This is a genomic window from Streptomyces sp. NPDC059567, assembly GCF_042735655.1.
Taxonomy (GTDB): domain Bacteria; phylum Actinomycetota; class Actinomycetes; order Streptomycetales; family Streptomycetaceae; genus Streptomyces.
This window is the reverse complement of the sequence record NZ_JBHWBS010000084.1, coordinates 14,173-35,115: the sequence shown is the minus strand read 5'-3', so window position 1 is coordinate 35,115 and position 20,943 is coordinate 14,173. Positions and strand designations below refer to the sequence as shown.

The following is a 20,943-nucleotide window of genomic DNA, read 5'->3' as shown; positions in this document are numbered from 1 at the left end:
GGGGCGGGCCCGCCGCCGGGCCGCCCCCCCCACCCCGCCCCCTGCCTCTCAGGGCGGCCCGGGGGGGCCCCCCCCCCCCGGCCCCCCCCCCCCCCCCCCCCTCCGCGTACGCCGCCCGTCACACCGCCGGCTCGGGCTGCAGCTCGTCGGCCGCGCCCTTCCCCCCGCCTGAATCCGGGTCTTCCTGCCGCGGCTTGCCGGCTTCCACCATCCGCTCCAGCAGCAGCAGCGCGGGCACCGCCAGCAGGCCGAGCACCATCAGGAACACCCACGGCCAGCTGGCGCCCAGGTCGAGCAGCAGGGTCAGCAGCAGAGGGGCGACCGTCTGACCGAAGGTCCAGGACAGCTGGTAGACGGCCAGGTAGCGACCGCGCAGGTGCTCGGGGGCCAGGGACACCGAGAGGTCCTCCGAGAACGGCGTCGCGGCGGTCTCGGCGAAGTTGTAGAGGACCATGGCGACGAACAGGCCGACCACCGCCACCCAGGCAGGGGTGAACCCGAGGACCGCGAAGATTCCGAACGCGAGGGCGTTGATCAGGCTGCCGGCGGCGATCATCCGGATCGGCCGGTACCGCTCCAGCCGCCGGTTGACGAGCGTCTGCGTCGCCGCGACCTGCACGCTGTTGAGGACGAGCAGCACGCCGCCGATCCACGCCGCCTGACCGAGGCCCTCGGTCACGAACACGGCGATCAGCAGGCTCAGTACCAGTGCCGCGAAGACGAAGTTGATGTTGATCCCGACGAGCAGCATGTACCGCTTGTCGCGCAGCACGGTCCCGTAGCCGCCCTTGGCCTTCGACGCGTCCGGCGCACTCTTCGGCTCCTGCTCCCGCCGGGCCTGCTCGGCGGCCCGGACGGCGGCCAGCGGCGGCCGCCACAGCCCGAGCAGCAGCGCGGCGGTCAGATAGCTGACCGCGTTGGCGACGACCAGGATGTTCAGGCCGGTGTTGCCGTCGTAGCCGACCAGCAGCGCGCCGAGAGCGCCGCCGATCCCCAGGCCGCTGTTACGCAGCATGTGCAGCAGCGCGAACCAGCGCGGCCGCCGCTCCGGCGTCGAGGCGAGCACCACCAGGCCGCTGCTGGAGGTCCAGTACGCCGCCCCGCCGATCTGGGTCAGCCAGGCCACCACGACGATCTGCCAGAGATCGTCGGCGAGCAGGAACCCGGCATAGCCGACGGCCGAGATCAGATTGCCCACCAACGCGACGAGCCGCGCCCCCCAGCGGTCGATGAGCGGCCCCACCACCATCGCGGTGGGGACCGCGAGGAACCGGGCCAGGGTGAGCGCCCCGCCGATCGCGGGCAGCGAGAGATCGGTGGTCTTGGCGAAGTAGACCAGGATGAAGGCGAGGATGAGACCGGAGCCGACGCTGTCGATCACGGCGGCGTTGACCATCTTGCGGTTGCCCCGCATATCGGGCATGCCGAGCCTGCGCTGGAGGAAGCCCTCACGCTCGGGGGCAGCTGTTTCGGGCATGGGTGTGGAAACCTTTCGGGCGGAGCCGCGCGGTGCGGCGCACAGTACGGGGAGGGCACGGTCGTATGAGGCGTGGACCGGCTGGGCACGGTGGGGATCTGCCGACCAGCCTGCGGGCGTCCGGAACACAGGCCAACAGATTTCATCTCGGTCGAATCCACGGGCGGCTCACGGGATTCCGGGAGGGGACGTGCTGACGCTGGAGTTCTCCGCCGGCGACCTCGCCCGCTCGCGGTTCGCCCGGTCACCGCTGTGGGAGGTCGTCACGAGCATCGAGTCGCTGAAGGACCCCGGCCGCCACGCCCTGCACCTGTCGTGGGCCCGCGACACCCGCGACCGGCTCGCGGCAGACCGAATCAGGCTCCCCCTGCTGACCACACTGGTGCCGGTCCCGGCCGCGTACGTGCCCGACTTCCTCACCCCGGTCCCGGCGTCCGGCGAACCGACGCTGGAGGACGAGATCGACCGCCTGCTGCGGACCGGCCCCGAGGCGGTCCGGGCAGACCTCGACCGCATCTCCACCCCGCTCGCCCCCGAGGTCTTGGAGCTGTACGAGGCCCCGGCCCGCGGTCTGGCCCGGCTCGCGGACGAGATACGGGCCTACTGGGAGTGCGCGCTGGCACCGCACTGGCCACGCATCGTCCGCCTCCTGGACGGCGAGATCCTGCGCCGTGGCCGCCTGATCGCCCGGGGCGGCACGGAGGCACTCTTCGCAGACCTGCACCCGTCGGTCGGCTGGGACAACGGCGTACTTCGGGTGGCCCACCCCGGGTACGAGGCCAGCCGCGCCCTCAACGGCGGGCAGGGGCTGGTACTGATTCCCTCGGTGTTCGTGTGGCCGGGGGTCTTCTCCCAGAGCACTCCGCCCGCCCAGCCGGGCCTGGTCTACCCGGCACGCGGCATCGGCACACTCTGGGAGCGTGGCAGCACGCCCGTGCCGCAAGCGGTCGCGGGTGTCCTTGGCCGCTCCCGGGCTCTGCTGCTGACGATTCTGGGCACGCCGGCCTCCACCACGGAGCTCGCCGAACGGACGGGCATGCCGACTCCGACCGTCTCCCACCACCTCACGGCTCTGCGCGCGGCAGGCCTCGCCGTCTCGCACCGAGCAGGCCGGAGCGTCCTCTACCTCCGCACGGAGCTCGCCGAACAGTTGCTGGGACCGGCCGGGGGGCCACAGGAGGACGGTGCCTGAGCGCCTCGGCCTCCCTCGCGCCCACCCGCATTCGGCCGCGCCCGAGCAGGGCTGACACCGCTCGGAAAAGCAGGCGACGGGTCCCGGTCGTGCGCCCACAATGGCGGGCATGACCTGGACCTTCGCCCCCGAGCGTGTCGACACCCCGGACGCCACCGCCCTGCGCCGCGACTACTACGACGACGTGGCGAGCCGCTACTGGCAGCGGCCCGCGACCGAGGCGGAGATCGACGAGGGGCTGACGAACGACGGGGTGGAGCTTCTGACGCCGCCGAACGGTCGGTTCCTGGTGGCCCGGTACGAGGGCATGGCGGCCGGCTGCGGTGGTGTGCTGCTCCTCGACGGCGAACGCGCCGAACTGACCCGGGTGTTCGTGCGCCACGCCTTCCGGGGCACGGGCGGCGCCGGGGCCCTGATGGGGCACCTGGAGGACGCGGCCCGTGAACTGGGCGCGCGTCGGATGGTCCTCAACACCCGTCTGGACCTGGTCGAGGCACGTGCCCTGTACGGCCGCCACGGCTATGCGGAGATCCCGGCGTACTGCGAGGGCCCGTACATGGATATCTGGTACGGCAAGGAGCTCTGACGGGGCGACGGTCGGGCGGGGCGCTCAGCGTGGTGGCCGCGGGCGGTCTACGCGGGGCGGTCTACGCGTGGTGGTCGCGGGGCGGCTCCGGCAGGCGTGGTCGCTCCGCGTCCGAGCCGCTCAGCTCGGCCGTCAGCTCCTCCACGAGCTGCACCAGATCCGTCGGCCGGTCCGGCCCCCACCAGTCCCCCAGCAGCTCGGCGAGCGAATCCTCGCGCGCCTTCGCCAGCTTCGCCGCCGCCTCGACCCCGTCGTCGGTGAGGATCAACTGCAGCCCCTCCCGGCGCGCGAGGCGGCGCTCCTCGACCTGACGGGACGCCTCGGTGATGGCCCGCAGCGGTACGGGGGTGGTCTCGGCGAGCCGGGCCGGTTCCACGGTCCCGTGGCGGCGGATCCGCAGCAGCAGCCAGCTCGCGGCCGGCAGCAGATCGAGCCCGGCCCTCGCGGTGATCTTCTCGTAGATCTCCCTGCGCCCCTTGCGTGAACCGAGCACGGACAGGGCGCGTGCGCACTCCTCGTAGGAGGACCGCTCCACCGGGTTGGAGGCCAGGGTCTGGCTGGCGTCGGGGGCGGTGACCGAGCCGCGCAGCTTGTCCTCCTTGAGGAACCAGGCGACGACGAAGGCGACGAAGACCACCGGCGCCGAGTAGAGGAAGACGTCGGTGATCGAGGTCGCGTACGCATGCACGACGGACGGCTGCAGCTCCGGCGGGAGCGCGTCGATCGCGCGCGGGTCGGCGGCGATCTGTTCGGGGCCGGTCCCCGGCGGCAGCGGCTGTCCGGCGAGGGCGCCCTCCAGCTGGGTGTTGAGCCCGTTGGTGAAGATCGCGCCGAAGACGGCGACACCGAACGAGGCACCGATGGACCGGAAGAAGGTCGCGCCCGCGGTGGCGACGCCGAGGTCCTGGTAGGAGACGGCGTTCTGCACGACGAGGACGAGGACCTGGATGACCAGGCCGAGTCCGACGCCGAAGACGAAGAAGTCGACGCTCATCTGCCAGGTGGAGCTGTGCTCCGTCAGTCTGTGGAGCAGCAGCAGCCCGAGGGCGGTGACGGCGGTGCCCGCGATGGGGAAGACCTTCCAGCGGCCGGTGCGGGAGACGACCTGACCGGACGTCGTCGAGGCGATGAACATGCCGACGACCATCGGCAGCATGTGGACGCCGGACGCGGTCGGGGTGACGCCCTGGACGACCTGGAGGAAGGTCGGCAGATAGGTCATCGCGCCGAACATCGCGAAGCCCACGACGAAGCTGATGACCGAGACGAGGGTGAAGGTCCTGATCCGGAACAGCTTCAGCGGCAGTACGGGCTCGGCGGCGCGCTGCTCGACGTACACGAAGCAGACGAGGAGCACGGCTCCGAGGACGGCGAGTCCGATGATCTGCGGGGAGCCCCAGTCCCAGGTGGTGCCGCCGAGGCTGGCCACGAGCACGAGGCAGGTGGCGACCGAGGCGATGAGGAAGGTGCCGAGGTAGTCGATGGTGTGCCGGGTGCCGCGTGCGGGGATGTGCAGCACGGCGGCGATCACGAAGAGGGCGACGATGCCGATGGGCAGGTTGATGTAGAAGACCCAGCGCCAGGAGAGGTGTTGGGTGAACAGCCCGCCGAGCAGCGGGCCGAGGACGCTGCTGCCGCCGAAGACCGCGCCGAACATCCCCTGGTACCTGCCGCGTTCCCGGGGCGGGACGAGGTCGCCGACGATGGCCATCGACAGGACGATGAGCCCGCCGCCGCCGAGCCCTTGGAGGGCGCGGAAGCCGATGAGCTGCGGCATGTTCTGCGCGATGCCGCAGAGGGCGGAGCCGACGAGGAAGATGACGATGGCGGCCTGGAAGAGCTTCTTGCGGCCGTACTGGTCGCCGAGCTTGCCCCAGAGAGGCGTCCCCGCCGTCGACGCGAGGATGTACGCGGTGACGACCCAGGAGAGGTGCTCCATCCCGCCGAGCTCGCTGACGATGGTCGGCAGGGCGGTGGAGACGATGGTCTGATCGAGTGCGGCGAGCAGCATGCCGAGCAGCAGCGCACCGATCGCGACGACAATGCTTCGGCGACTCCGCCCCTCCCCAGGAGCGGGGTCGCCGCCGAGGTCCGGCGAGCGTACTTCCTGGGCCATGAGCATCTCCGGGCGTGTCCTCAGGGGTCCGTATCCCCTCATCCTGATCGTTGTGCCCCCTTATGTCCTCCCGAGGGGAACGGCTGTTCAGGTGACGGACAGGAGCGGCCTGCATAATCGCTGCCAGGTGAACTGGGGAGGGGATCCACCATGACCGGACACGTCTGTCCTGAATGTGGTGTACAGAGAAGACCGGGCTGCGCCTGCGTCCAGGCGGAGATCGCCGCGGCGGAGGACTTCGACCCGCTGCGGATCAGGCCGTACGTGACCCTGGACGCGCCGGAGCGCGGCGCGCACGAGGCACCGCCGCCTCCGCCGCCGATCCCGGTTCCGGCTCCGGTTCCGGTTCCGGTTTCCGTGCCGCGGCCGGTGGCGGATCCGGTGCCGGGTCCGGTGGCGCCCGCGGCCGAACCCGTACCGCCGACGGTGGCGCACCCGGCGGGGGACGGCCCCGAGACCATGCCGCTGCTGCTGCCCGGGATCGGTGCGACGCCCGCCCCGGACGGCGCCGACGCGTACGACGGGCACGCCGGGCCCGACGGGCACTACGTGACCGACGGGCTCGACGGACACTACGAGTACGACAGGTACGACGAGCCCGAGCCGCGGCCCGCCACGCGCCGGCGGGGCGCGATGGTGGCGCTCGCGGCGGCGGTCGCGGTCGCGGTCGTCGCCACGGCGGCGGTCGCGGCCAGCCTGTTCGACGGCGGGGACGAGACGGACGACCGCGCGGCCGTACCCACGGTCACGACGAGCGCGTCGGAGAACGTCGCCGTATCGGAGGAGCCGACGACCACGCCCTCCACGTCGGCGTCGGCCTCGTCGTCGGCCTCCGCTTCGCGCTCCGCTTCGGCTTCGGCCTCGCCCTCCGCCGTCCGGACCACGAAGGCCGCCACCGCGCCGGTCGTACCGCCGCCACCCACGGCCACCCGGACCAACTCCACGCCCAGCCCGACGCCCACCCAGGAGACAGCGCCCCCGACGCTGCGCCAGGGGGACTCCGGGGCCGAGGTCGAGGAGCTGCAGCGGCGGCTCACGCAGGCGTGGGGGGTCTACGACGGCCCGATCGACGGCGAGTACTCCAGGCAGGTGAGGCGCGCGGTGGAGAGGTTCCAGGAGTACCACTCCATCGAGGACGACGAGGAGGGCGTGTACGGGCCCGAGACGCGGCGCGCCCTGGAGGCGTTGACCACCGGTTGACGTCCCCACCGGGCACCGGACGACCCATCGGACACCGCCCGGGGTCCGGGATGCGGGACGGATTGGCGCAGACGGCTCCGCGTTTTGTATCGTGGAGAAACAAAGTGGCTCCCGCTCGCACTCCCTGACCGGTGGGCGGGACCACTCTGTTCTCCTCCCACCCCCTCTGGAGACCGTCGATGCCCGCCACCACCCCGGCAACGCTCACGACCCGCGCCCTCCTGCTCGACATGGACGGCACCCTCGTCAACTCGGACGCCGTCGTCGAGCGCTGCTGGCGCCGATGGGCGATACGCCACGGGCTGGACCCGGAGCAGGCGCTCAAGGTGGTCCACGGCCGCCAGGGGTACGCGACGATGGCCGTCCTCCTCCCGGACCGGCCCATGGAGCAGAACCACGCGGACAACCGGGTGATGCTGGCGGAGGAGACCGCCGACGTCGACGGTGTCGTCCCGATCCCGGGCGCCCCGGCCTTCATGGACGCCATCTCCGACCTCCCGCATGCACTGGTGACCTCGGCGGACGAGGCCCTCGCCCAGGCCCGGATGGGCGCGGCGGGGCTGCGCGTGCCGGAGACCCGCGTCACTGCGGAGCTGGTCGGCGCGAGCAAGCCGGACCCGGAGGGCTTCCTCAAGGGCGCGGCGGAGCTGGGCTTCGACCCGGCCGACTGCGTGGTCTTCGAGGACTCCGAGGCCGGCATCCAGGCGGGACGCGCGGCCGGAATGCGGGTCGTGGGCGTGGGCCCGAGGGCGGCGGCCTTCGCCCCGGACGTCCACGTCATGGACCTCACGACGCTCACGGTGACGCAGACGGCCGACGGCACCCTCCACCTGACGTTCTCCGCGTAGCCCTGGGAGGCGGCGCCCGCCCAAGGGCGCCATGTCCGTCAGCCGCGAGGCCCGCGTCGATCGCGAGTCATCTCCGGTCGACGACCCCCGTCGGCCGCGAGGCGCCTCCCGTGGAGAGCCCGGTCGCGCCTCCCGCCGCGGACCCCGTCGGCCGCGAGGCGCCTTCCGTCGAGGACCCCGTCACGCCTCCGGTCGCGGACCCCGCCGGCCGCGTCGTCTCCGGTCGAGGGCCCCGTCACGCCCTCCCATCGCGGGCTCCCGTCAGTCGCGGGGCCCGCGCGCCAAGGCGCCCCGCGCCACCAGTTCCAGGACCGCGGCCACCGCCACCGCCTGGACCACCAACAGCGCCACCAGCACGAACAGTTGCACCGCCCCCGCCTCCCACGGTGACGCACCGCCCAGCAGCATCCCCACGAACGCGCCCGGCAGCGTGACGAGCCCCACCGTCCGCGTCTGATCGAGACCCGGCAGCAGCGCGTCCGACGCCGCCCGCCGCGCCACCTCCAGGCGAGCCTCGCGCTCGGCGAGGCCGAGGGCGAGTCCCGCCTCCACCTCGCCGCGTCGCGTCTCCAGTTCGTCCAGCGCGCGCCGCCCGCCCAGCACCGTGGCCGTCAGCGCGCCGCCGATGAGGATGCCGGTCACCGGGATGAGCGCGACACCCCGCACCGGTACGAGACCGGTGAGCACGAGCGCTCCGACGACCGGCACCACACCCGCGGCGATCGGCACGCCGGCCCACCACCAGCCGCGCCCAGGGGACGGCACCACCCGCCGCCCGGCCGTCCACACGGCCACCCCGTACATCAGCAGCAGGAACCCCAGCAGCAGCGGCAGATACCGCATCACCCAGCCGATCACGAGGGACACCGCGATCAGCTGGACCGCCGCACGCCCACCCGCGATCAGCGTGTCGCGGGCGCGCCCGAGCCGGGCGAGCGCGACGACGCCCGCGGCCACGGCAAGCAGAACGGCCAGAACCACCGCAAAGGTGATGTTCACGTCCAGAAGCACACGCCAACCCTAGGGCCGAGAAGCGGAACTGTCGTTCCGTCACTCTTGATATGACGTGCCCATGTCGCCACCCTGTTACCTGGCGCACCCCCCACCGAAACCTGGCGCCATCACGCTGACCTGGCCGCCCGGCACCCCGCCCGGGAACGGCATGGCCAAGGTCCCCCCATCCCCAGGGAGTTCGTATGCTCGCCGCAAGCGTCTACGCGCGTCGAATAGGCCGCCGCACGACCGTGCTCGCCGCCACCGCCGCCCTCTCCGTCACGGGTCTCCTCGCCACCGCCCCCACCGCGCAGGCCGCCATGCCCACGCCGGTCAGCGCGGCCACCGCCCGTACCTACCTCGCCTCCCTCACGGTGAAGGCGGAAGGTTCCTCCTCCGGCTACAGCCGCGATCTCTTCCCGCACTGGATCACCCAGTCCGGCGCCTGCAACACCCGCGAGGTCGTCCTCGAGCGCGACGGCGTGAACGTCGGCCAGGACTCCAGCTGCGCCGCGATCAGCGGCAGTTGGTTCTCCGAGTACGACGGCGCGACCTGGACCGTCGCCTCCGACCTCGACATCGACCACATGGTGCCGCTCGCCGAGGCCTGGCGCTCGGGAGCGAACTCCTGGACGACCGCCAAGCGCCAGCAGTTCGCCAACGACCTGACCCGCCCGCAGCTCATCGCCGTCACGGACAACGTCAACCAGTCCAAGGGCGACCAGGACCCCGCCGAGTGGCTGCCGTCGCGCACCTCGTACCGCTGCACCTACGTCCGCGCCTGGGTCCACACGAAGTACTACTGGGGCCTGAGCGTCGACTCGGCCGAGAAGAGCGCCCTCCAGTCCGTCCTGAACGGCTGCTGAGAACGCTTCCTGTGCCCCTCCGTCGTTCCGTACCGTACGGCGGGACGACGGAGGGGGATCACGATGGCGGCCGGGCTCAGAATCGGACCACTGCTGCGGTACGTCGACGGGGTGACGGGCGACTCCGCGACGATCTGGATCGAGGCCGACCGCCCGTGCACGGCCGAGGCCCGGTGCGCGTCCGGCGCCGGCGGCAGCACGCGTACGTTCCAGATCGCCGGCCACCACTACGCGGTGATCCCGGTGACCGGCCTGACGCCGGGCACGACGACGGAGTACGAGATACGGCTGGACGGCCGCCGGGTCTGGCCCCTGCCCGACTCCCGCTTCCCCCCGAGCACCATCCGCACACCGGCCCCCGGTGACGGGGTCTCCGTGGCCTTCGGCTCGTGCCGCTGGGCGGCGAAGCCCGCGACCGGCCACGACCCGGTCGGCCCGGACGCCCTCGACACCCTCGCCACGCATCTGGCCACCCGTCCGGAGGCCGAACGCCCCGACGTGCTCCTGCTGTTGGGCGACCAGGTGTACGCGGACGAGACCTCGGCCGACACCCGGCGCTGGCTCGCCGCCCGCCGGGATCCGCGCGACCCTCCGGGCTCGGAGGTCGGCGAGTACGAGGAGTACACCCGGCTCTACGACGAGTCCTGGCAGGACCCCGAGGTCCGCTGGCTGCTCTCCACCGTCCCGAGCTGCATGATCTTCGACGATCACGACATCATCGACGACTGGAACACCAGCGCCGCCTGGCTGACGCGGATGCGCGCCACGCACTGGTGGAGCGAGCGGGTGCTGAGCGGGCTGATGTCGTACTGGGTCTACCAGCACCTCGGAAACCTCTCCCCCGCGGAGCTCGCCGCCGACCCCCTGTACGCCGAGGTGTGCGGCTCACCCGACGGCACGGACGCGCTACGGCGGTTCGTGGCGGAGGCGGACGCCGATCCGGCGCGCGTGCGCTGGAGCTACCGCCGTGACTTCGGCCGCACCCGGCTGCTGATGATCGACACCCGGGCGGCCCGCGTCCTGCGGGAGGACGGGCGGGCGATGCTGGACGAGGCCGAGGCGGCCTGGGTCCGCGAACAGGCGCGGGCCGACCGCGGCTCGTACGACCATCTCCTCGTGGGTACCTCGCTGCCCTGGCTGCTGCCGCCGCTGATCCATGATGCGGAGACCTGGAACGCGGCACTGTGCCGGGGTGTACGGGGCGGGCCTGGCGGGAGGTGGGCGCGGTTCGCGGAGGATCTGCGGCAGCGGGCGGACCTGGAGCACTGGGCGGCGTTCCCGTCGTCCTTCGAGGCCCTGACGCGGCTGCTGGCGGAGGCCGGCAGCGGTCCGCAGGCTCCGGCGACGGTGTGCGTCCTGTCCGGGGACGTCCACCACGCGTACGTGGCGGAGCCCCGATGGCCCGACGGCGAACCCGAGGCGCGCGTGACACAGCTGACCTGCTCGCCGCTCCACAACGCGATCCCGCTCTCGGTGCGTCTGGGCTTCCGCTTCGGCTGGAGCCGCCCGGGCCGCTGGCTGGGCCGCGCCCTCGCCCGGCACGTCCACGCGGGCCCCGCGCCGGTCGGCTGGCGCAGAACGGGCGGCCCCTGGTTCGGCAACCAGCTGATGACCCTCGCACTGCGCGGCCGTTCGGCCCGCCTGACGCTCACTCAGGCCCGCCGGGGAGGCCGCCTGGTGACCGTGGACGAACGGACCCTCAGCGGAAGTTGAGACCCGGCCGCGACGCCGCCGGGGTCGCGTGACGATCGCCACAGATCTTCGAATGACCGAATGTTGAACTTGCAAGTACTACTGAGGGGTGCCTAACCTGACGGCCTCATCGGTTCCGTCCCCCACGTTCCGTTTCCCCGGAAGCGGACCCGACCGAAGGAGTCCCGTCCCCATGAACAACCTGTCGAACCGCCTTAATCAGGTCCAGCCGTACGCGCTCGGCCTGTTCCGGATCGTCATAGGCCTGCTCTTCGCCTGCCACGGCGCCGCCTCGCTCTTCGGTGTCCTCGGCGGCGCGATGGGCGGTGGCACCGTGCCCGCCGGCACATGGCCGGGCTGGTACGCGGCCGTGATCCAGCTGGTCGCGGGCGTGCTGGTCCTCGTCGGCCTGGGCACCCGTACCGCCGCGTTCCTCGCCTCCGGCTCGATGGCGTACGCGTACTTCAAGGTCCACCAGCCCGAGGCGCTCTTCCCGCTCCAGAACAGCGGCGAGTCCGCGGCGCTGTTCTGCTGGGCGTTCCTCCTGCTCGTCTTCACCGGCCCGGGCGCGCTGGCGCTCGACCGGCTCTTCGGCGCCACCCGCGGCGCCGAGGCGGAGCAGCGCGAGAAGCAGGGCGCTCCGGTCGCGGCCTGACTCCCCGTAGGGCAGGGGCCGGATTCCGCTTGTGCGGTTTCCGGCCCCTGCCCCGTTTTCGGACACCGCGCCCGCGTAGGCTCTGGCGCTGTGAATGTGCTCGACAGCATCGGGTCACTGCGGTCGCTGACCGCGGGCCCGTGGATCTACGCGGCGGTGGCCACGTCGGTGCTTCTCGACGTCTTCCTGCCGGTGCTGCCGAGCGGGGTCCTCGTGATCACGGCCGCGACGGCGGCGGCGACCGCCACGGCGGCCTCCCCCGACGTCCCCTCCGTACTCCCCCTCCTCCTCTGCGCGGCCACGGCCTCCGTCCTCGGCGACTTCGTCGCGTACCGACTGGCCTGGCGCGGCGGGGCCAGGCTCGACCGGGCCATCGCGCGCTCACGTCGGCTGACCGTCGCGCAGGAACGTCTCGGCGTGGCCCTGGCACGCGGCGGAGGGCTGCTCGTGGTGATCGCGCGGTTCGCCCCCGCGGGCCGCTCGGTGGTCTCCCTGGGCGCGGGCGCGGCCAGGCGCCGGATCGTGGAGTTCCTGCCGTGGTCGGCGCTCGCGGGCGTGGCCTGGGCGAGCTACAGCGTGGCGCTCGGCTGGTTCGGCGGGCTGTGGCTGGGCGCGACCTGGATCGGCGCGGGGGTCTCGATCCTCGCGCTCTTCCTGGCGGGCGCCCTGGCGGCCTACGTCATACGGCGTCCGGCTGCGGCTCCCGCACCGGCTTCCTGAGCCCGCGCACCTCCAGGCCGTCCAGGAGCCGCTCGGTCGCGGCGGCGATCTCGTCCACGGCCCGGTCGAACACCTCGCGGTTGTGCGCGGCGGGGTGGTGGAAGCCGGAGACCTTGCGTACGTACTGCAGGGAGGCGGCGCGGATGTCCTCCTCGGTGGCCTCTTCGGGCAGGGCGGGCGGTCGGAGAGTCTTGATGCTGCGGCACATGCCTCCAGTGTGACGCGCCCCACTGACAACGTCAGGTCCCGTCGGGTGCCGGCGGTACCGAGCGGGGTCCGGGTGGGACGGCGAGCTCTGGCGGTGCCGTCGGGTCCGGGTTGCACCGGCGGGTCCGGGCACGGGCGTGCCGGCGGGGGCTGGCGCCGGGCCGTATCGGCGGGTTACTGGCGGCACCGGCGGGCCCTGGCAGGGCGTACCGGCGGGGGCTGGCGGCACCGGCGAGTCAGGTCCCGAGGCCCCGTCTGCTCCGCGCGTTGATCTCGGCGGCGCGGGCCCGCAGCTCTCGCATGGGCGTGGCGAGCTGCACGTCCCCGGGTTCGGCCTCCCACTCGCAGCCGCCGTGGACGGGCCGGATCAGAAGCCGGCCGGCGACGCTGTCCACATAGAAACCGACCCGCCCGGTGGCGGCGTCACGGACGAGGTCACCGACCTCGGGCAGTGGTTGCATGCATCCCCTCCGTCCCGGAGCTCCAGATCTCTAGAGATACACCCAGAGAAACGCGCTGACTCCTCCCTGTCAACGTATCTCTAGAGATGTCCCCCGATGGATGGATCGACCGCACGGGTCGGCGCACACACGTGCATCCGCTCGTCCGAGCGCGCCGTAGGGTGTCCCGCAACGAAGGGAGTGGTCCACCCATGACTGACCAGGACAGCGGTCGTCGGCCCAAGTACCAGCGCATCGCCGACGAGTTGAGAACCGCCATCCAGTCAGGCGCCTTCGCCCCCGGCGACCGGCTCCCCGGCGAGAACGATCTGATGACCACGTACGACGTGGCCCGGATGACGGCCCGCCAGGCCCTGTCCGTCCTCCGCAACGAAGGTCTGGCCGAGGCCCGCAAGGGCGCCGGGGTCTTCGTCCGCTCCTTCCGCCCGCTGCGCCGGCGGGGCATCCCCCGGCTCGCGCAGGACCACTGGGGCACGGGCCGCTCGGTCTGGTCGGCGGACATCGAGGACCGGGCCCTGGTCGTGGACCAGATCGAGGTCGGCGAGGAAGTGGCGAACGCACGGGTGGCCGCGGCGCTGGGCCTGCCGCCGGACTCCCCGGTCTGCGTCCGAAGCCGCCGCTTCGTCCTGGACGACAAGCCGGTCCTGCTCTCCGTCTCCTACCTGCCGGCCTCCCTCGCCCAGGGCACCCCGATCACGGCCCCGGACACGGGCCCGGGCGGCACCTACGCCCGGCTGACCGAACTCGGCCACCAGCCGGTCCACTTCCGCGAGGAGATCCGCTGCCGGATGCCCACGGCGGACGAATCCGCCCGTCTCTCCCTGGAGTTCGGGACGCCGGTGATCCTGATCGGCCGTACCGCCTTCACGGACAGGAGGGTTGCGGTGGAGCTCAACGAGATGACGCTGGACTCGGCGTCGTACGTCCTGGAGTACGACTTCGGCGCGTGAACGGTCAACGCGTGACGGCTCGATGCGTGACGGTTCAGTTCGTGACGGTTCGATGCGTGACAGTCGACGCGTGACGGTTCAAGGCGTGACGGTTCGATGCGTGACGGTTCGATGCGTGACGGCGAACACGGCGCCGGGCGCGGCGTACGCGACCTCGCCCGCGAAGACCCGGCCGGCGCCGGCCACCGCGCGCTCGGGCTCGACGCCGGGCCCCACGTGGGTCACGACGAGCCTGTCGACGCGCGCGTCGACGGCCGTTCTCCCCGCCTGCTCGGCGGAGTGGTGCCCGGGCCCCTCGCCGTCGGCCTCGCAGACGAACAGCTCGCAGTCCCGAGCGAGTTCGGTGAGGGCCGGGCTGGGTTCGCAGTCACCGGAGTACGCGATCCGGCGCCCGTCCCGGTCCTCGATCCGGAGCGCGAAGGCGGGCATGCCACCGTGCTCGACGGCACGGGCGAGCAGACCGAGCCCGCCGACCCGAGCCTGGTGCCCGTCGCGCAACTCCTCGACGGCGAAGGCGTCTTCGACGGGACTGCGCTGCGGCCCGTTGGTCAGGAACGCGGCGAGCCGATCGGCGATGCCGGCCGGGCCGTAGAGAGGGATGGGCGCATCGAGCCGGATGTCGGCGTAGAGGAGCGCATAGTAGGCGGTGAGCAGGTCGGAGCAGTGATCGGCATGCAGATGGGAGATCCATACGGCGTCGATCTCCCCGAGCCCGGTGTACCGCTGCAGCTCCCCGAGCGACCCACTGCCGGCGTCCACCCACACGCGGACCCCGCCGCCCTCGACGAGATATCCGGAGCAGGGGTTCCCGGGCCTGGGGTAGGGCGTGGCGGATCCGAGCACGGTGATCCGCAGCGCGTCGTCGTCCATCAGCTTCCGCCTGCCGCAGCCCCGGCCTCGGGCCGGGGCGCCGGCACACCGTTCTGCTGCACGTCGGCGTTCACCTGCCCGCCGAGGGTCATGACATTGAGGGTCGCGGAATTCTCGTTGGCGATGGCCTTCTCGACGCGGGCGACCAGCGTGGTGAAGGAATCCCGCTCGGTGAGATTCCGGTAGGGCCCGACCTTGGCCTCGAAATAGACCCGCTCGTGCCCGAGCAGCTGCTCGGTCGACCGGTAGTTCTTCCACTGCTCGCGGTACCGGTACACGCTCTCCAGCGAAACGGAGGCGACGACGATCAGACTGAGCGCGGTGGCCGTGATTCTCGCGAACGACAGATCGAGATTGACCAGGACGGGCACGAGCGCGCCGCCGACGACGGATACGGTCCGCATCCGCAGGTGCATGGCCTTCATCCTGGTGGCCTTGCGGTCGTACCACTCCTGGTACTGCACGAGCCGGCTCTCGATGTACCCCTGCGGAGTCATGGCTCCACCCTCGACCCCGGCGTCCGGAGCGTCCCCCACCTCATCCATACCCGGGAGTACACCGCCCCCGGACGCGCAGGGTCAACTCCCCACCCACCGCGGCCTCACCGCCACCCGAGGGCCTCCTGGAACGCGGCGCGAGCCGATCGGGGTTCTCGCGCACACCGGGGGCGGATATGCAGGACGGTAGACTGCCGCGCATGACCCTGGCCTCCCTGGACACCCCGCACACCCCCTGGAAAACAGAGGGCCCGCGTACCGTGGTCCAGGCATTTCCCTATCAGGGAAGCAAGCGGATCCTGGCCGGTCAGATCCTTTCGCTCTTCCCCGACGGGAAACTCGAGCGACTCGTGGAACCATTCGCGGGCTCGGCGGCGATCTCGATGGCCGCTCGCCATTACGACATCGCCGACCATGTGAGCATTTCGGACGTCAACGCACCCCTCATGGGCCTGTGGCGGATGATCGCGAACGAGCCGGACGAGCTCATCGCCTCGTACGTCCACATGTGGCACGAGCAGCAGGAGGATCCGCGCTCGTACTACCTGGAGGCGCGGGAGAAGTTCAACCGGACGCAACAGCCGGATCTCCTTCTGTACCTCCTGTGCCGCTGCGTCAAGGCGGCCGTGCGCTACAGCAAGACCGGCGCGTTCAACCAGGGAGCCGATCATCGTCGACTGGGCGCGCGCCCGAAGGTGATGTCGGAACGCATTCTCGCCGCGTCGAAACTGATGAAGACGGCGGAGATCGTCACCGGTTCCTATGAGGATCCCCTCGTGAACGCGAACGCCGAGGACCTCGTCTACATGGACCCCCCTTACCAGGGAACGAGCGACGTCCCGGACCACCGCTACCTCAAGGGCCTCACCCGCGACACCTTCACGGACTCGCTCCAGAAGGCCGTCGACAACGACGTGTCCTTCATCGTCTCGTACGACGTGGTCACGGCCGACAACAAGTACGGATTCGCACTGCCGGACGAACTCGGACTGACCCACCGCCACATCGTCGCCGGCGTTTCTTCGCAGGCCACGCTGCAGGGCAAGAAGAAGACGACGGTGGAGTCCCTCTACCTCTCCCCCGCGCTGGTACGGCGCCTCGGCGGTGCCGAGGAACTCGACAGGCGGATGGGACAGACGGCCTGGCACCAGGACAGCCTGGTCTAGCCTCATGATCATCTTCGCTCTATAGTCTCGCCATGGCGAGCTACAGCGAAGAATTCGTTGCGTGGATCACGGCACTGCCCATGGGGCCACGCGCCCGAAAAGCACGCGATCACCTGCTCGAGTTCGGCTCGCTGACCACAGAACAGTTGACCGAAATGGGCTACAACCACCCCCCTCGCGTGATCGGGGACTTGAAGGACGCGGGGGCGACCCTATCGAAGGTCAATGTAAAGAGTTCCACCGGCAGAACGATCGCGCGCTACACGCTGGTGGAAGAGATGACGGTCGGCAAAGCCGGCCGCGTCAGCATTCCGAAGAAGTTCAGGGAGACCTTGAACCAGGAATTCGGAAACAAATGCGGAATATGCGACGGCGAGTTCGAGGGCAGGGAACTCCAGGCCGACCACCGGGTCCCCTTCCTGATCGGCGGAGACAAGTCGGAGCTACGGCTGGAGGACTACATGCCGCTCTGCGCCTCCGACAACCGCTCGAAGTCCTGGTCGTGCGAGCACTGCCCGAACCTCGCGGCCAAGGACGAGTCGATCTGCGGGACCTGCTTCTGGGCCTTCCCCCTCACCCACACCCACGTAGCCACCCGCGAGGAACGAAGGCTGTCCATCACCTTCCAGGGCCCGGAGATCACGACCTACGAATCCCTGAAGGCCCGGGCAGCGCACGAGGCTTCATCGGTCGCCGACGTGGCCAAACACCACCTGGGCACACTCTGACGCGCTGCCTTGCCGCCCCGACGCGACGCAGGCACGCGGACCGCTGAGGGACATGGCGCTCGGGCTGGATCCGCCCGCCCTATCCACCACTGAACGCCGCCGCCCCTCGCACGCTTCGGGGTGGGAGGGGCGGGGGCGGGGGCTTGGGGCGCGCGGGCTTCGGCGTGAGGGCTTCTGGCGCGGGAGGAGCGGCTTGGGGGCGGCTTGATCGTGTCCGGGGTCAGGCGCTGGGCGACAGGTCCCGGACGGCTTCGACGTGTCCGGGGTCAGGCGCCGGGCGGCAGGTCGCGCACGGCGTCCAGGGCCGCCCGCCACGGGTACGCCCCCGGATCACCCTGACCCGGCTGATTCGGCACGAAGCCTCCCTCCCCGTACAGCACCGTCACCCCGGCGCCGCGAAGCGTCTCGACCGACCGCTCGAACTGCGGATGCTGGACGTAGGCCGCGTTCACGCACGGCATCGCCACCATCGGGATCCGCTTCCCGATCCCCTCGGCGACCACCCCCACCACGAACTTGTCCGTGATCCCGAGCGCCCAGGCGTTGATCGTGGAGAACGTGGCCGGCGCGACGAGGATCGCGTCCGGCTTCGGCCAGACGTCGGGCTCGCCCGGCAGCTTGTAGTCCCAGCGCACGGGGTGCCCGGTGAGCGCGGCGAGGCCGTCGAGGGACCTGTCGAGCCACCGGGCGGCGGTCGGCGTCAGGCCGAGGCAGACGTCCCATCCGTCGGCCTGGGCGTCCTCGACGACGCGGGCGATGTCGAACACGGGCGACGCGGCGCTGCTGAACAGGTACAAGGTCCTCATGCGCCTATCCGATCACACGCAACCGCCCCTGCTCCGAGTGGAGTCGAGCGCGGAACAGGCACACCCGTAAGCCACACGCTGCCGCAGTTGCGGGGCGTGCGGACCGTAGGTGGACTCACGGTACGAACCAACCGCGAGGGCGTCGAGTCCCCACAACGCCAGGGACGTCACCGCTGGGTGATGGAGAGAGCCGCGTCCTGGTTCGCCGACTGCCGACGCCTCCACCGACGCTACGAGCGCAAGGCCGAGCATTTCCGCGCCTTGCCCGCATCCCCGCGGCCCTCATCGGTCGGCGTCGGCTCACCCAAGACACATGGCCAGCCGGGACGAGCTGTGCTCAGCCGCCCGAACCACCGAGGAGAACCGCGCGTTCCGATCGGAGCCAGGATCGCTCGGCCTCCATCTCGGCCACATCTCCGCGGGCCAGAAACGTCGCCCACGGCTCGTGGCCTCGCCGGCCGAGCCGTTCGATGCGCTCGGCCTCGCGGGACTGGACGGCATCGAGCGCATCGAGAACTGCTGCCGGCTGTGTCCCGTAGGCGGCGCAAAGGGCGTCGAGGCGGCTCCGCAGGGTGAACTCACCGGCGATCGATGCTCTTCGCTGCTGCTCGGCGGGACGCAGCGGCACGGCGTACCAGGCCAGCTGTGCGAGGTCGTCGAGGGCATGGCCGGGCGCTGCGAAGTCCCAGTCGATGAAGCCGGTCAGTCGGTCGCCGTTCCAAATGGAGTTCCACGGGCCGAGGTCGCCGTGCCGAATGACCATGCCGGGACTCCACTCGGCCTCCTGGCCCTGCCATCGCGCGTCGGCGGGCGGCTGGAAGTCCCGGACAGCGTCGTGGTAGTCGCGTAGCCAGCGCCCCAGTTCGCTGATTCCGACGGTCGACCGCAGGACCGACGGCCAGGGCGAGAACGCGGGTTCGCCGTGCAGCAGCGACAGGACCTCATCGGTGCCGTCGGTGCCGATGACTCGCGGAGCCTGAGTGAATCCCACCGCTTCCAGATGGTTCAGCAAGCCGTGCACCGCAGGCGTCCACTCGCCGGCCGGCCGGCGGATCGTCTCGCCGATCCGCCGCACCGTGGTCACGCTCCCCCTGTCAGTGGCGCCGTCCTCGATCATTGGGCCAGCGTAGCCCGCCCCCCACGCCAGTGCCCTAACGCGCCCATCGCAAGCACCATCCGCACCCTCTGAGCTGTGATCTCGCCATGGAATGCTGCCAGTTACGGGACAGCCCTGAGGCCCCGAGGAACATGAGCACGGTCGGCTCCGTGTCGTACTCGTGTCGCAGAAGGCCTCCGTACCCCGGGACTGCGATGTGCGGACTCGGGGGTGTCACTTCGCAGGAAGCAGGACAAGACGATCTCGTAGTGCTCGCTCGTGGGGGGGCTGGCCGCCTCCGGCCGGTCCCGCCCTCAAAGGAATCCGACTCCCAAGGCGGCCTTGCATCTCTTCCTCAGCTATCTGAGGCGATGTCAGTGGCCGCTGACATCATCCAGGTTGGGACTCTCACGCCTGCCTAGGAGACACGCTTGCCCAAGAAGAAGCAGAGGGGACGTAAGGCGACCAGGCGGAGCACCGCACCCCTCAAAGGGGTCATGCTCTACCACGACATGGCCGTGTACGAGAACTTCGAACGATGCGCTCATCGCATTCTTGAAGTCGCGAGACTGGCGCAAAGGACCAACCCTGGCGCCCCTCGAACGCTCTTCTTCAGGGTCCAGGGGCATCGGAACAGCGCAGGGGGTTACGACACTGATTCCTGGGATATGATCCGACACTTTCTCCCCAATGTGATCCTGCCACACCTCACCACACTCATAACACCCATGTACGAAGCCAAGAACTCCCAGAGGCAGAGCAACCTCATACCGGATGAGATTCAGATTGACTATCCGGAAGGGGATGAGGGCTTTTGGTACGACGTTGAACTCTTGCCGCTTCGCACGCGTGAGACCAATGCGAAGGACAGGAAGTCACCCCCATCGAGGCAGGCGATTGCCGACTACCTTGGCATGGACGAGGCGTCCTGCCTGGTGTGTTGGGGCACCCCGGCTGATCGAGCCCACGTGGTGCCCACGTCCCTGGGCGGCTCGATGGATGTTCGCAACTTTGCCCTCCTCTGCGAGAGTCACCACAAGCAGGCGCCGGATATTGCCGATGCGGAAGCCTTCTGGGCGTGGGTTGATTACGCCGAACTCAGGGACTCCGGCAGCAAATGGCGCCAAGCCCCCGAGGACCTGAAGGAATGGCTGCATTCTCAGGGAGTGAATACGGAAATGACACCCCGCGAAGAGCTCGAGTTCATGACGGAAGTCAAATTCGAGCTCGAGCATCTTTACGGCTGGACTGAGTCCGACTTTTCCGCAGCTTCATGGAATCTCGCCGAGGAATACCATCGAGTCCTGGATGCGGCCACGGGTAAACACTTCGGCGTGGACAAGAAGGCGGCGACGCACGCATGGGCCTACCACGTGGCCAGCCAGCGACTCGCCGCAAGGTAGCCACAGTCAGCGGATCGGCATTGGTCGGCGCCCTCCCCGGGCTTCGGCCCGGGACCGCGCTCGGCGATCACGCGAGGGAGGCGATGGGGGCCACATGGACCGGCTGCTGCAGCGACGCCGGCCCCGAGTGAGCGACTGCCGTCGGCCACCACTGGCAAAGGCCCCCGCAGCGACGCGCTGCGGGGGCCTTGCACAGGTGGGCGCGGACGGTTTCGAACCGCTGGCACCTGCCTGGCAGTTCGCCCGGGCAGACCGTACGCGGTCGATGACCGGGCACTCCCCTGCCACTGCCGACCACCTGAGACCGCCCGCGTCCACCCTGATTGATGTCAGCCGTGGATGTCAGACGCTGGCCACCACCAGGACCGGTTCTTCGGCCCCCATGCGCGCCTTCCTGGGCCGCGTGGCTCGGGG

21 protein-coding genes and 1 pseudogene are annotated in these 20,943 nt (G+C 70.7%); 13 read left to right on the top strand and 9 right to left on the bottom strand.

The window, feature by feature from the left end:
• Positions 1 to 118: 118 nt before the first annotated feature.
• Complete coding sequence (locus ACFVZW_RS28745) at positions 119 to 1,477, bottom strand: MFS transporter (protein ID WP_384527066.1); 1,359 nt, start codon at positions 1,475 to 1,477, stop codon at positions 119 to 121.
• A gap of 190 nt (positions 1,478 to 1,667) precedes the next feature.
• Here ACFVZW_RS28745 and ACFVZW_RS28740 point away from each other — a divergent pair, with 190 nt between their 5' ends.
• Together ACFVZW_RS28740 and ACFVZW_RS28735 are read left to right on the top strand one after the other, a co-directional pair.
• Positions 1,668 to 2,669, top strand: a complete 1,002-nt coding sequence (locus ACFVZW_RS28740; protein WP_384527063.1) for an ArsR family transcriptional regulator — start codon at positions 1,668 to 1,670, stop codon at positions 2,667 to 2,669.
• A gap of 100 nt (positions 2,670 to 2,769) precedes the next feature.
• Positions 2,770 to 3,255, top strand: a complete 486-nt coding sequence (locus ACFVZW_RS28735; protein WP_384527060.1) for a GNAT family N-acetyltransferase — start codon at positions 2,770 to 2,772, stop codon at positions 3,253 to 3,255.
• A gap of 61 nt (positions 3,256 to 3,316) precedes the next feature.
• Here the strand turns inward: ACFVZW_RS28735 and ACFVZW_RS28730 are convergent, their stop codons facing one another.
• Positions 3,317 to 5,371: a DHA2 family efflux MFS transporter permease subunit gene (locus tag ACFVZW_RS28730; protein WP_384527057.1), complete on the bottom strand. Its 2,055-nt coding sequence runs from the start codon at positions 5,369 to 5,371 to the stop codon at positions 3,317 to 3,319.
• A gap of 150 nt (positions 5,372 to 5,521) precedes the next feature.
• Here ACFVZW_RS28730 and ACFVZW_RS28725 point away from each other — a divergent pair, with 150 nt between their 5' ends.
• Both ACFVZW_RS28725 and ACFVZW_RS28720 read left to right on the top strand, forming a co-directional pair.
• Positions 5,522 to 6,571, top strand: a complete 1,050-nt coding sequence (locus ACFVZW_RS28725) for a peptidoglycan-binding protein (RefSeq protein WP_384527055.1) — start codon at positions 5,522 to 5,524, stop codon at positions 6,569 to 6,571.
• Positions 6,572 to 6,750: 179 nt separating this feature from the next.
• Positions 6,751 to 7,419, top strand: coding sequence for an HAD-IA family hydrolase (locus ACFVZW_RS28720; RefSeq protein WP_384527053.1), 669 nt, complete (start codon positions 6,751 to 6,753; stop codon positions 7,417 to 7,419).
• Positions 7,420 to 7,680: 261 nt separating this feature from the next.
• Here the strand turns inward: ACFVZW_RS28720 and ACFVZW_RS28715 are convergent, their stop codons facing one another.
• On the bottom strand, positions 7,681 to 8,430 hold the full coding sequence (locus ACFVZW_RS28715) for an ABC transporter permease (protein ID WP_384527049.1): 750 nt from the start codon (positions 8,428 to 8,430) through the stop codon (positions 7,681 to 7,683).
• Positions 8,431 to 8,615: 185 nt separating this feature from the next.
• Here ACFVZW_RS28715 and ACFVZW_RS28710 point away from each other — a divergent pair, with 185 nt between their 5' ends.
• The 4 genes from ACFVZW_RS28710 to ACFVZW_RS28695 all read left to right on the top strand — a co-directional run bounded on the left by ACFVZW_RS28710 (position 8,616) and on the right by ACFVZW_RS28695 (position 12,345).
• Positions 8,616 to 9,278 carry an HNH endonuclease family protein gene (locus tag ACFVZW_RS28710; protein WP_384527046.1) on the top strand — a complete coding sequence of 221 codons (663 nt, stop codon included), beginning with the start codon at positions 8,616 to 8,618 and terminating at the stop codon, positions 9,276 to 9,278.
• A 63-nt stretch (positions 9,279 to 9,341) separates the two neighbouring features.
• On the top strand, positions 9,342 to 10,991 hold the full coding sequence (locus ACFVZW_RS28705) for an alkaline phosphatase D family protein (protein ID WP_384527043.1): 1,650 nt from the start codon (positions 9,342 to 9,344) through the stop codon (positions 10,989 to 10,991).
• A 181-nt stretch (positions 10,992 to 11,172) separates the two neighbouring features.
• Positions 11,173 to 11,625: a DoxX family protein gene (locus tag ACFVZW_RS28700; RefSeq protein ID WP_384527080.1), complete on the top strand. Its 453-nt coding sequence runs from the start codon at positions 11,173 to 11,175 to the stop codon at positions 11,623 to 11,625.
• Positions 11,626 to 11,721: 96 nt separating this feature from the next.
• Positions 11,722 to 12,345 (top strand): DedA family protein, encoded by a 624-nt coding sequence (locus ACFVZW_RS28695; protein WP_384527077.1) that lies wholly within the window; start codon positions 11,722 to 11,724, stop codon positions 12,343 to 12,345.
• Here the strand turns inward: ACFVZW_RS28695 and ACFVZW_RS28690 are convergent.
• Together ACFVZW_RS28690 and ACFVZW_RS28685 are read right to left on the bottom strand one after the other, a co-directional pair.
• Positions 12,305 to 12,553: a DUF2277 domain-containing protein gene (locus ACFVZW_RS28690; RefSeq protein ID WP_384527041.1), complete on the bottom strand. Its 249-nt coding sequence runs from the start codon at positions 12,551 to 12,553 to the stop codon at positions 12,305 to 12,307. The two genes, ACFVZW_RS28695 and ACFVZW_RS28690, sit on opposite strands and share 41 nt — an antisense overlap.
• Positions 12,554 to 12,788: 235 nt before the next feature.
• A complete protein-coding gene (locus tag ACFVZW_RS28685; RefSeq protein ID WP_384527038.1) occupies positions 12,789 to 13,013 on the bottom strand; it encodes a hypothetical protein in 225 nt (74 codons plus the stop codon).
• 191 nt (positions 13,014 to 13,204) lie between these two features.
• On the opposite strand from ACFVZW_RS28685, the gene ACFVZW_RS28680 reads away from it, so the two are divergent.
• Positions 13,205 to 13,963: a GntR family transcriptional regulator gene (locus tag ACFVZW_RS28680; protein WP_384527035.1), complete on the top strand. Its 759-nt coding sequence runs from the start codon at positions 13,205 to 13,207 to the stop codon at positions 13,961 to 13,963.
• Between the two features lie 78 nt (positions 13,964 to 14,041).
• On the opposite strand, the gene ACFVZW_RS28675 is transcribed toward ACFVZW_RS28680, so the two are convergent.
• Entirely contained in the window at positions 14,042 to 14,833 is a 792-nt protein-coding gene (locus ACFVZW_RS28675) for an MBL fold metallo-hydrolase (protein WP_384527032.1), read from the bottom strand.
• On the bottom strand, positions 14,833 to 15,330 hold the full coding sequence (locus ACFVZW_RS28670) for a DUF4231 domain-containing protein (protein ID WP_384527029.1): 498 nt from the start codon (positions 15,328 to 15,330) through the stop codon (positions 14,833 to 14,835). Before ACFVZW_RS28670 ends, ACFVZW_RS28675 begins: the two co-directional genes overlap by 1 nt.
• Positions 15,331 to 15,530: 200 nt before the next feature.
• On the opposite strand from ACFVZW_RS28670, the gene ACFVZW_RS28665 reads away from it, so the two are divergent.
• Both ACFVZW_RS28665 and ACFVZW_RS28660 read left to right on the top strand, forming a co-directional pair.
• Positions 15,531 to 16,496: a DNA adenine methylase gene (locus ACFVZW_RS28665; protein WP_384527026.1), complete on the top strand. Its 966-nt coding sequence runs from the start codon at positions 15,531 to 15,533 to the stop codon at positions 16,494 to 16,496.
• 32 nt (positions 16,497 to 16,528) lie between these two features.
• Entirely contained in the window at positions 16,529 to 17,224 is a 696-nt protein-coding gene (locus tag ACFVZW_RS28660) for a hypothetical protein (RefSeq protein ID WP_384527023.1), read from the top strand.
• Positions 17,225 to 17,490: 266 nt separating this feature from the next.
• Here ACFVZW_RS28660 and ACFVZW_RS28655 read toward each other — a convergent pair whose 3' ends face one another.
• On the bottom strand, positions 17,491 to 18,030 hold the full coding sequence (locus ACFVZW_RS28655; protein ID WP_384527020.1) for a flavoprotein: 540 nt from the start codon (positions 18,028 to 18,030) through the stop codon (positions 17,491 to 17,493).
• 111 nt (positions 18,031 to 18,141) lie between these two features.
• On the opposite strand from ACFVZW_RS28655, the pseudogene ACFVZW_RS28650 reads away from it, so the two are divergent.
• A pseudogene (locus ACFVZW_RS28650) lies at positions 18,142 to 18,335 on the top strand (IS5/IS1182 family transposase); the annotation flags it as partial.
• A gap of 32 nt (positions 18,336 to 18,367) precedes the next feature.
• On the opposite strand, the gene ACFVZW_RS28645 reads toward ACFVZW_RS28650, so the two are convergent.
• On the bottom strand, positions 18,368 to 19,147 hold the full coding sequence (locus ACFVZW_RS28645) for a phosphotransferase (RefSeq protein ID WP_384527017.1): 780 nt from the start codon (positions 19,145 to 19,147) through the stop codon (positions 18,368 to 18,370).
• 707 nt (positions 19,148 to 19,854) lie between these two features.
• On the opposite strand from ACFVZW_RS28645, the gene ACFVZW_RS28640 reads away from it, so the two are divergent.
• On the top strand, positions 19,855 to 20,529 hold the full coding sequence (locus ACFVZW_RS28640; RefSeq protein ID WP_384527014.1) for an HNH endonuclease: 675 nt from the start codon (positions 19,855 to 19,857) through the stop codon (positions 20,527 to 20,529).
• The last annotated feature ends 414 nt before the right edge of the window (positions 20,530 to 20,943 follow it).

Excerpts from the sequence above, each read along its gene's own strand:
- ACFVZW_RS28735 (WP_384527060.1), top strand. The coding sequence starts at position 2,770 with ATGGCGGGCATGACCTGGACCTTCGCCCCCGAGCGTGTCGACACCCCG.
- ACFVZW_RS28680 (WP_384527035.1), top strand. The coding sequence starts at position 13,205 with ATGACTGACCAGGACAGCGGTCGTCGGCCCAAGTACCAGCGCATCGCC.
- ACFVZW_RS28660 (WP_384527023.1), top strand. The coding sequence starts at position 16,529 with ATGGCGAGCTACAGCGAAGAATTCGTTGCGTGGATCACGGCACTGCCC.
- ACFVZW_RS28710 (WP_384527046.1), top strand. The coding sequence starts at position 8,616 with ATGCTCGCCGCAAGCGTCTACGCGCGTCGAATAGGCCGCCGCACGACC.
- ACFVZW_RS28690 (WP_384527041.1), bottom strand. The coding sequence starts at position 12,553 with ATGTGCCGCAGCATCAAGACTCTCCGACCGCCCGCCCTGCCCGAAGAG.
- ACFVZW_RS28655 (WP_384527020.1), bottom strand. The coding sequence starts at position 18,030 with ATGAGGACCTTGTACCTGTTCAGCAGCGCCGCGTCGCCCGTGTTCGAC.
- ACFVZW_RS28725 (WP_384527055.1), top strand. The coding sequence starts at position 5,522 with ATGACCGGACACGTCTGTCCTGAATGTGGTGTACAGAGAAGACCGGGC.
- ACFVZW_RS28705 (WP_384527043.1), top strand. The coding sequence starts at position 9,342 with ATGGCGGCCGGGCTCAGAATCGGACCACTGCTGCGGTACGTCGACGGG.
- ACFVZW_RS28665 (WP_384527026.1), top strand. The coding sequence starts at position 15,531 with ATGACCCTGGCCTCCCTGGACACCCCGCACACCCCCTGGAAAACAGAG.
- ACFVZW_RS28720 (WP_384527053.1), top strand. The coding sequence starts at position 6,751 with ATGCCCGCCACCACCCCGGCAACGCTCACGACCCGCGCCCTCCTGCTC.
- ACFVZW_RS28670 (WP_384527029.1), bottom strand. The coding sequence starts at position 15,330 with ATGACTCCGCAGGGGTACATCGAGAGCCGGCTCGTGCAGTACCAGGAG.
- ACFVZW_RS28730 (WP_384527057.1), bottom strand. The coding sequence starts at position 5,371 with ATGGCCCAGGAAGTACGCTCGCCGGACCTCGGCGGCGACCCCGCTCCT.
- ACFVZW_RS28645 (WP_384527017.1), bottom strand. The coding sequence starts at position 19,147 with ATGATCGAGGACGGCGCCACTGACAGGGGGAGCGTGACCACGGTGCGG.
- ACFVZW_RS28640 (WP_384527014.1), top strand. The coding sequence starts at position 19,855 with ATGTACGAAGCCAAGAACTCCCAGAGGCAGAGCAACCTCATACCGGAT.
- ACFVZW_RS28675 (WP_384527032.1), bottom strand. The coding sequence starts at position 14,833 with ATGGACGACGACGCGCTGCGGATCACCGTGCTCGGATCCGCCACGCCC.
- ACFVZW_RS28685 (WP_384527038.1), bottom strand. The coding sequence starts at position 13,013 with ATGCAACCACTGCCCGAGGTCGGTGACCTCGTCCGTGACGCCGCCACC.
- ACFVZW_RS28745 (WP_384527066.1), bottom strand. The coding sequence starts at position 1,477 with ATGCCCGAAACAGCTGCCCCCGAGCGTGAGGGCTTCCTCCAGCGCAGG.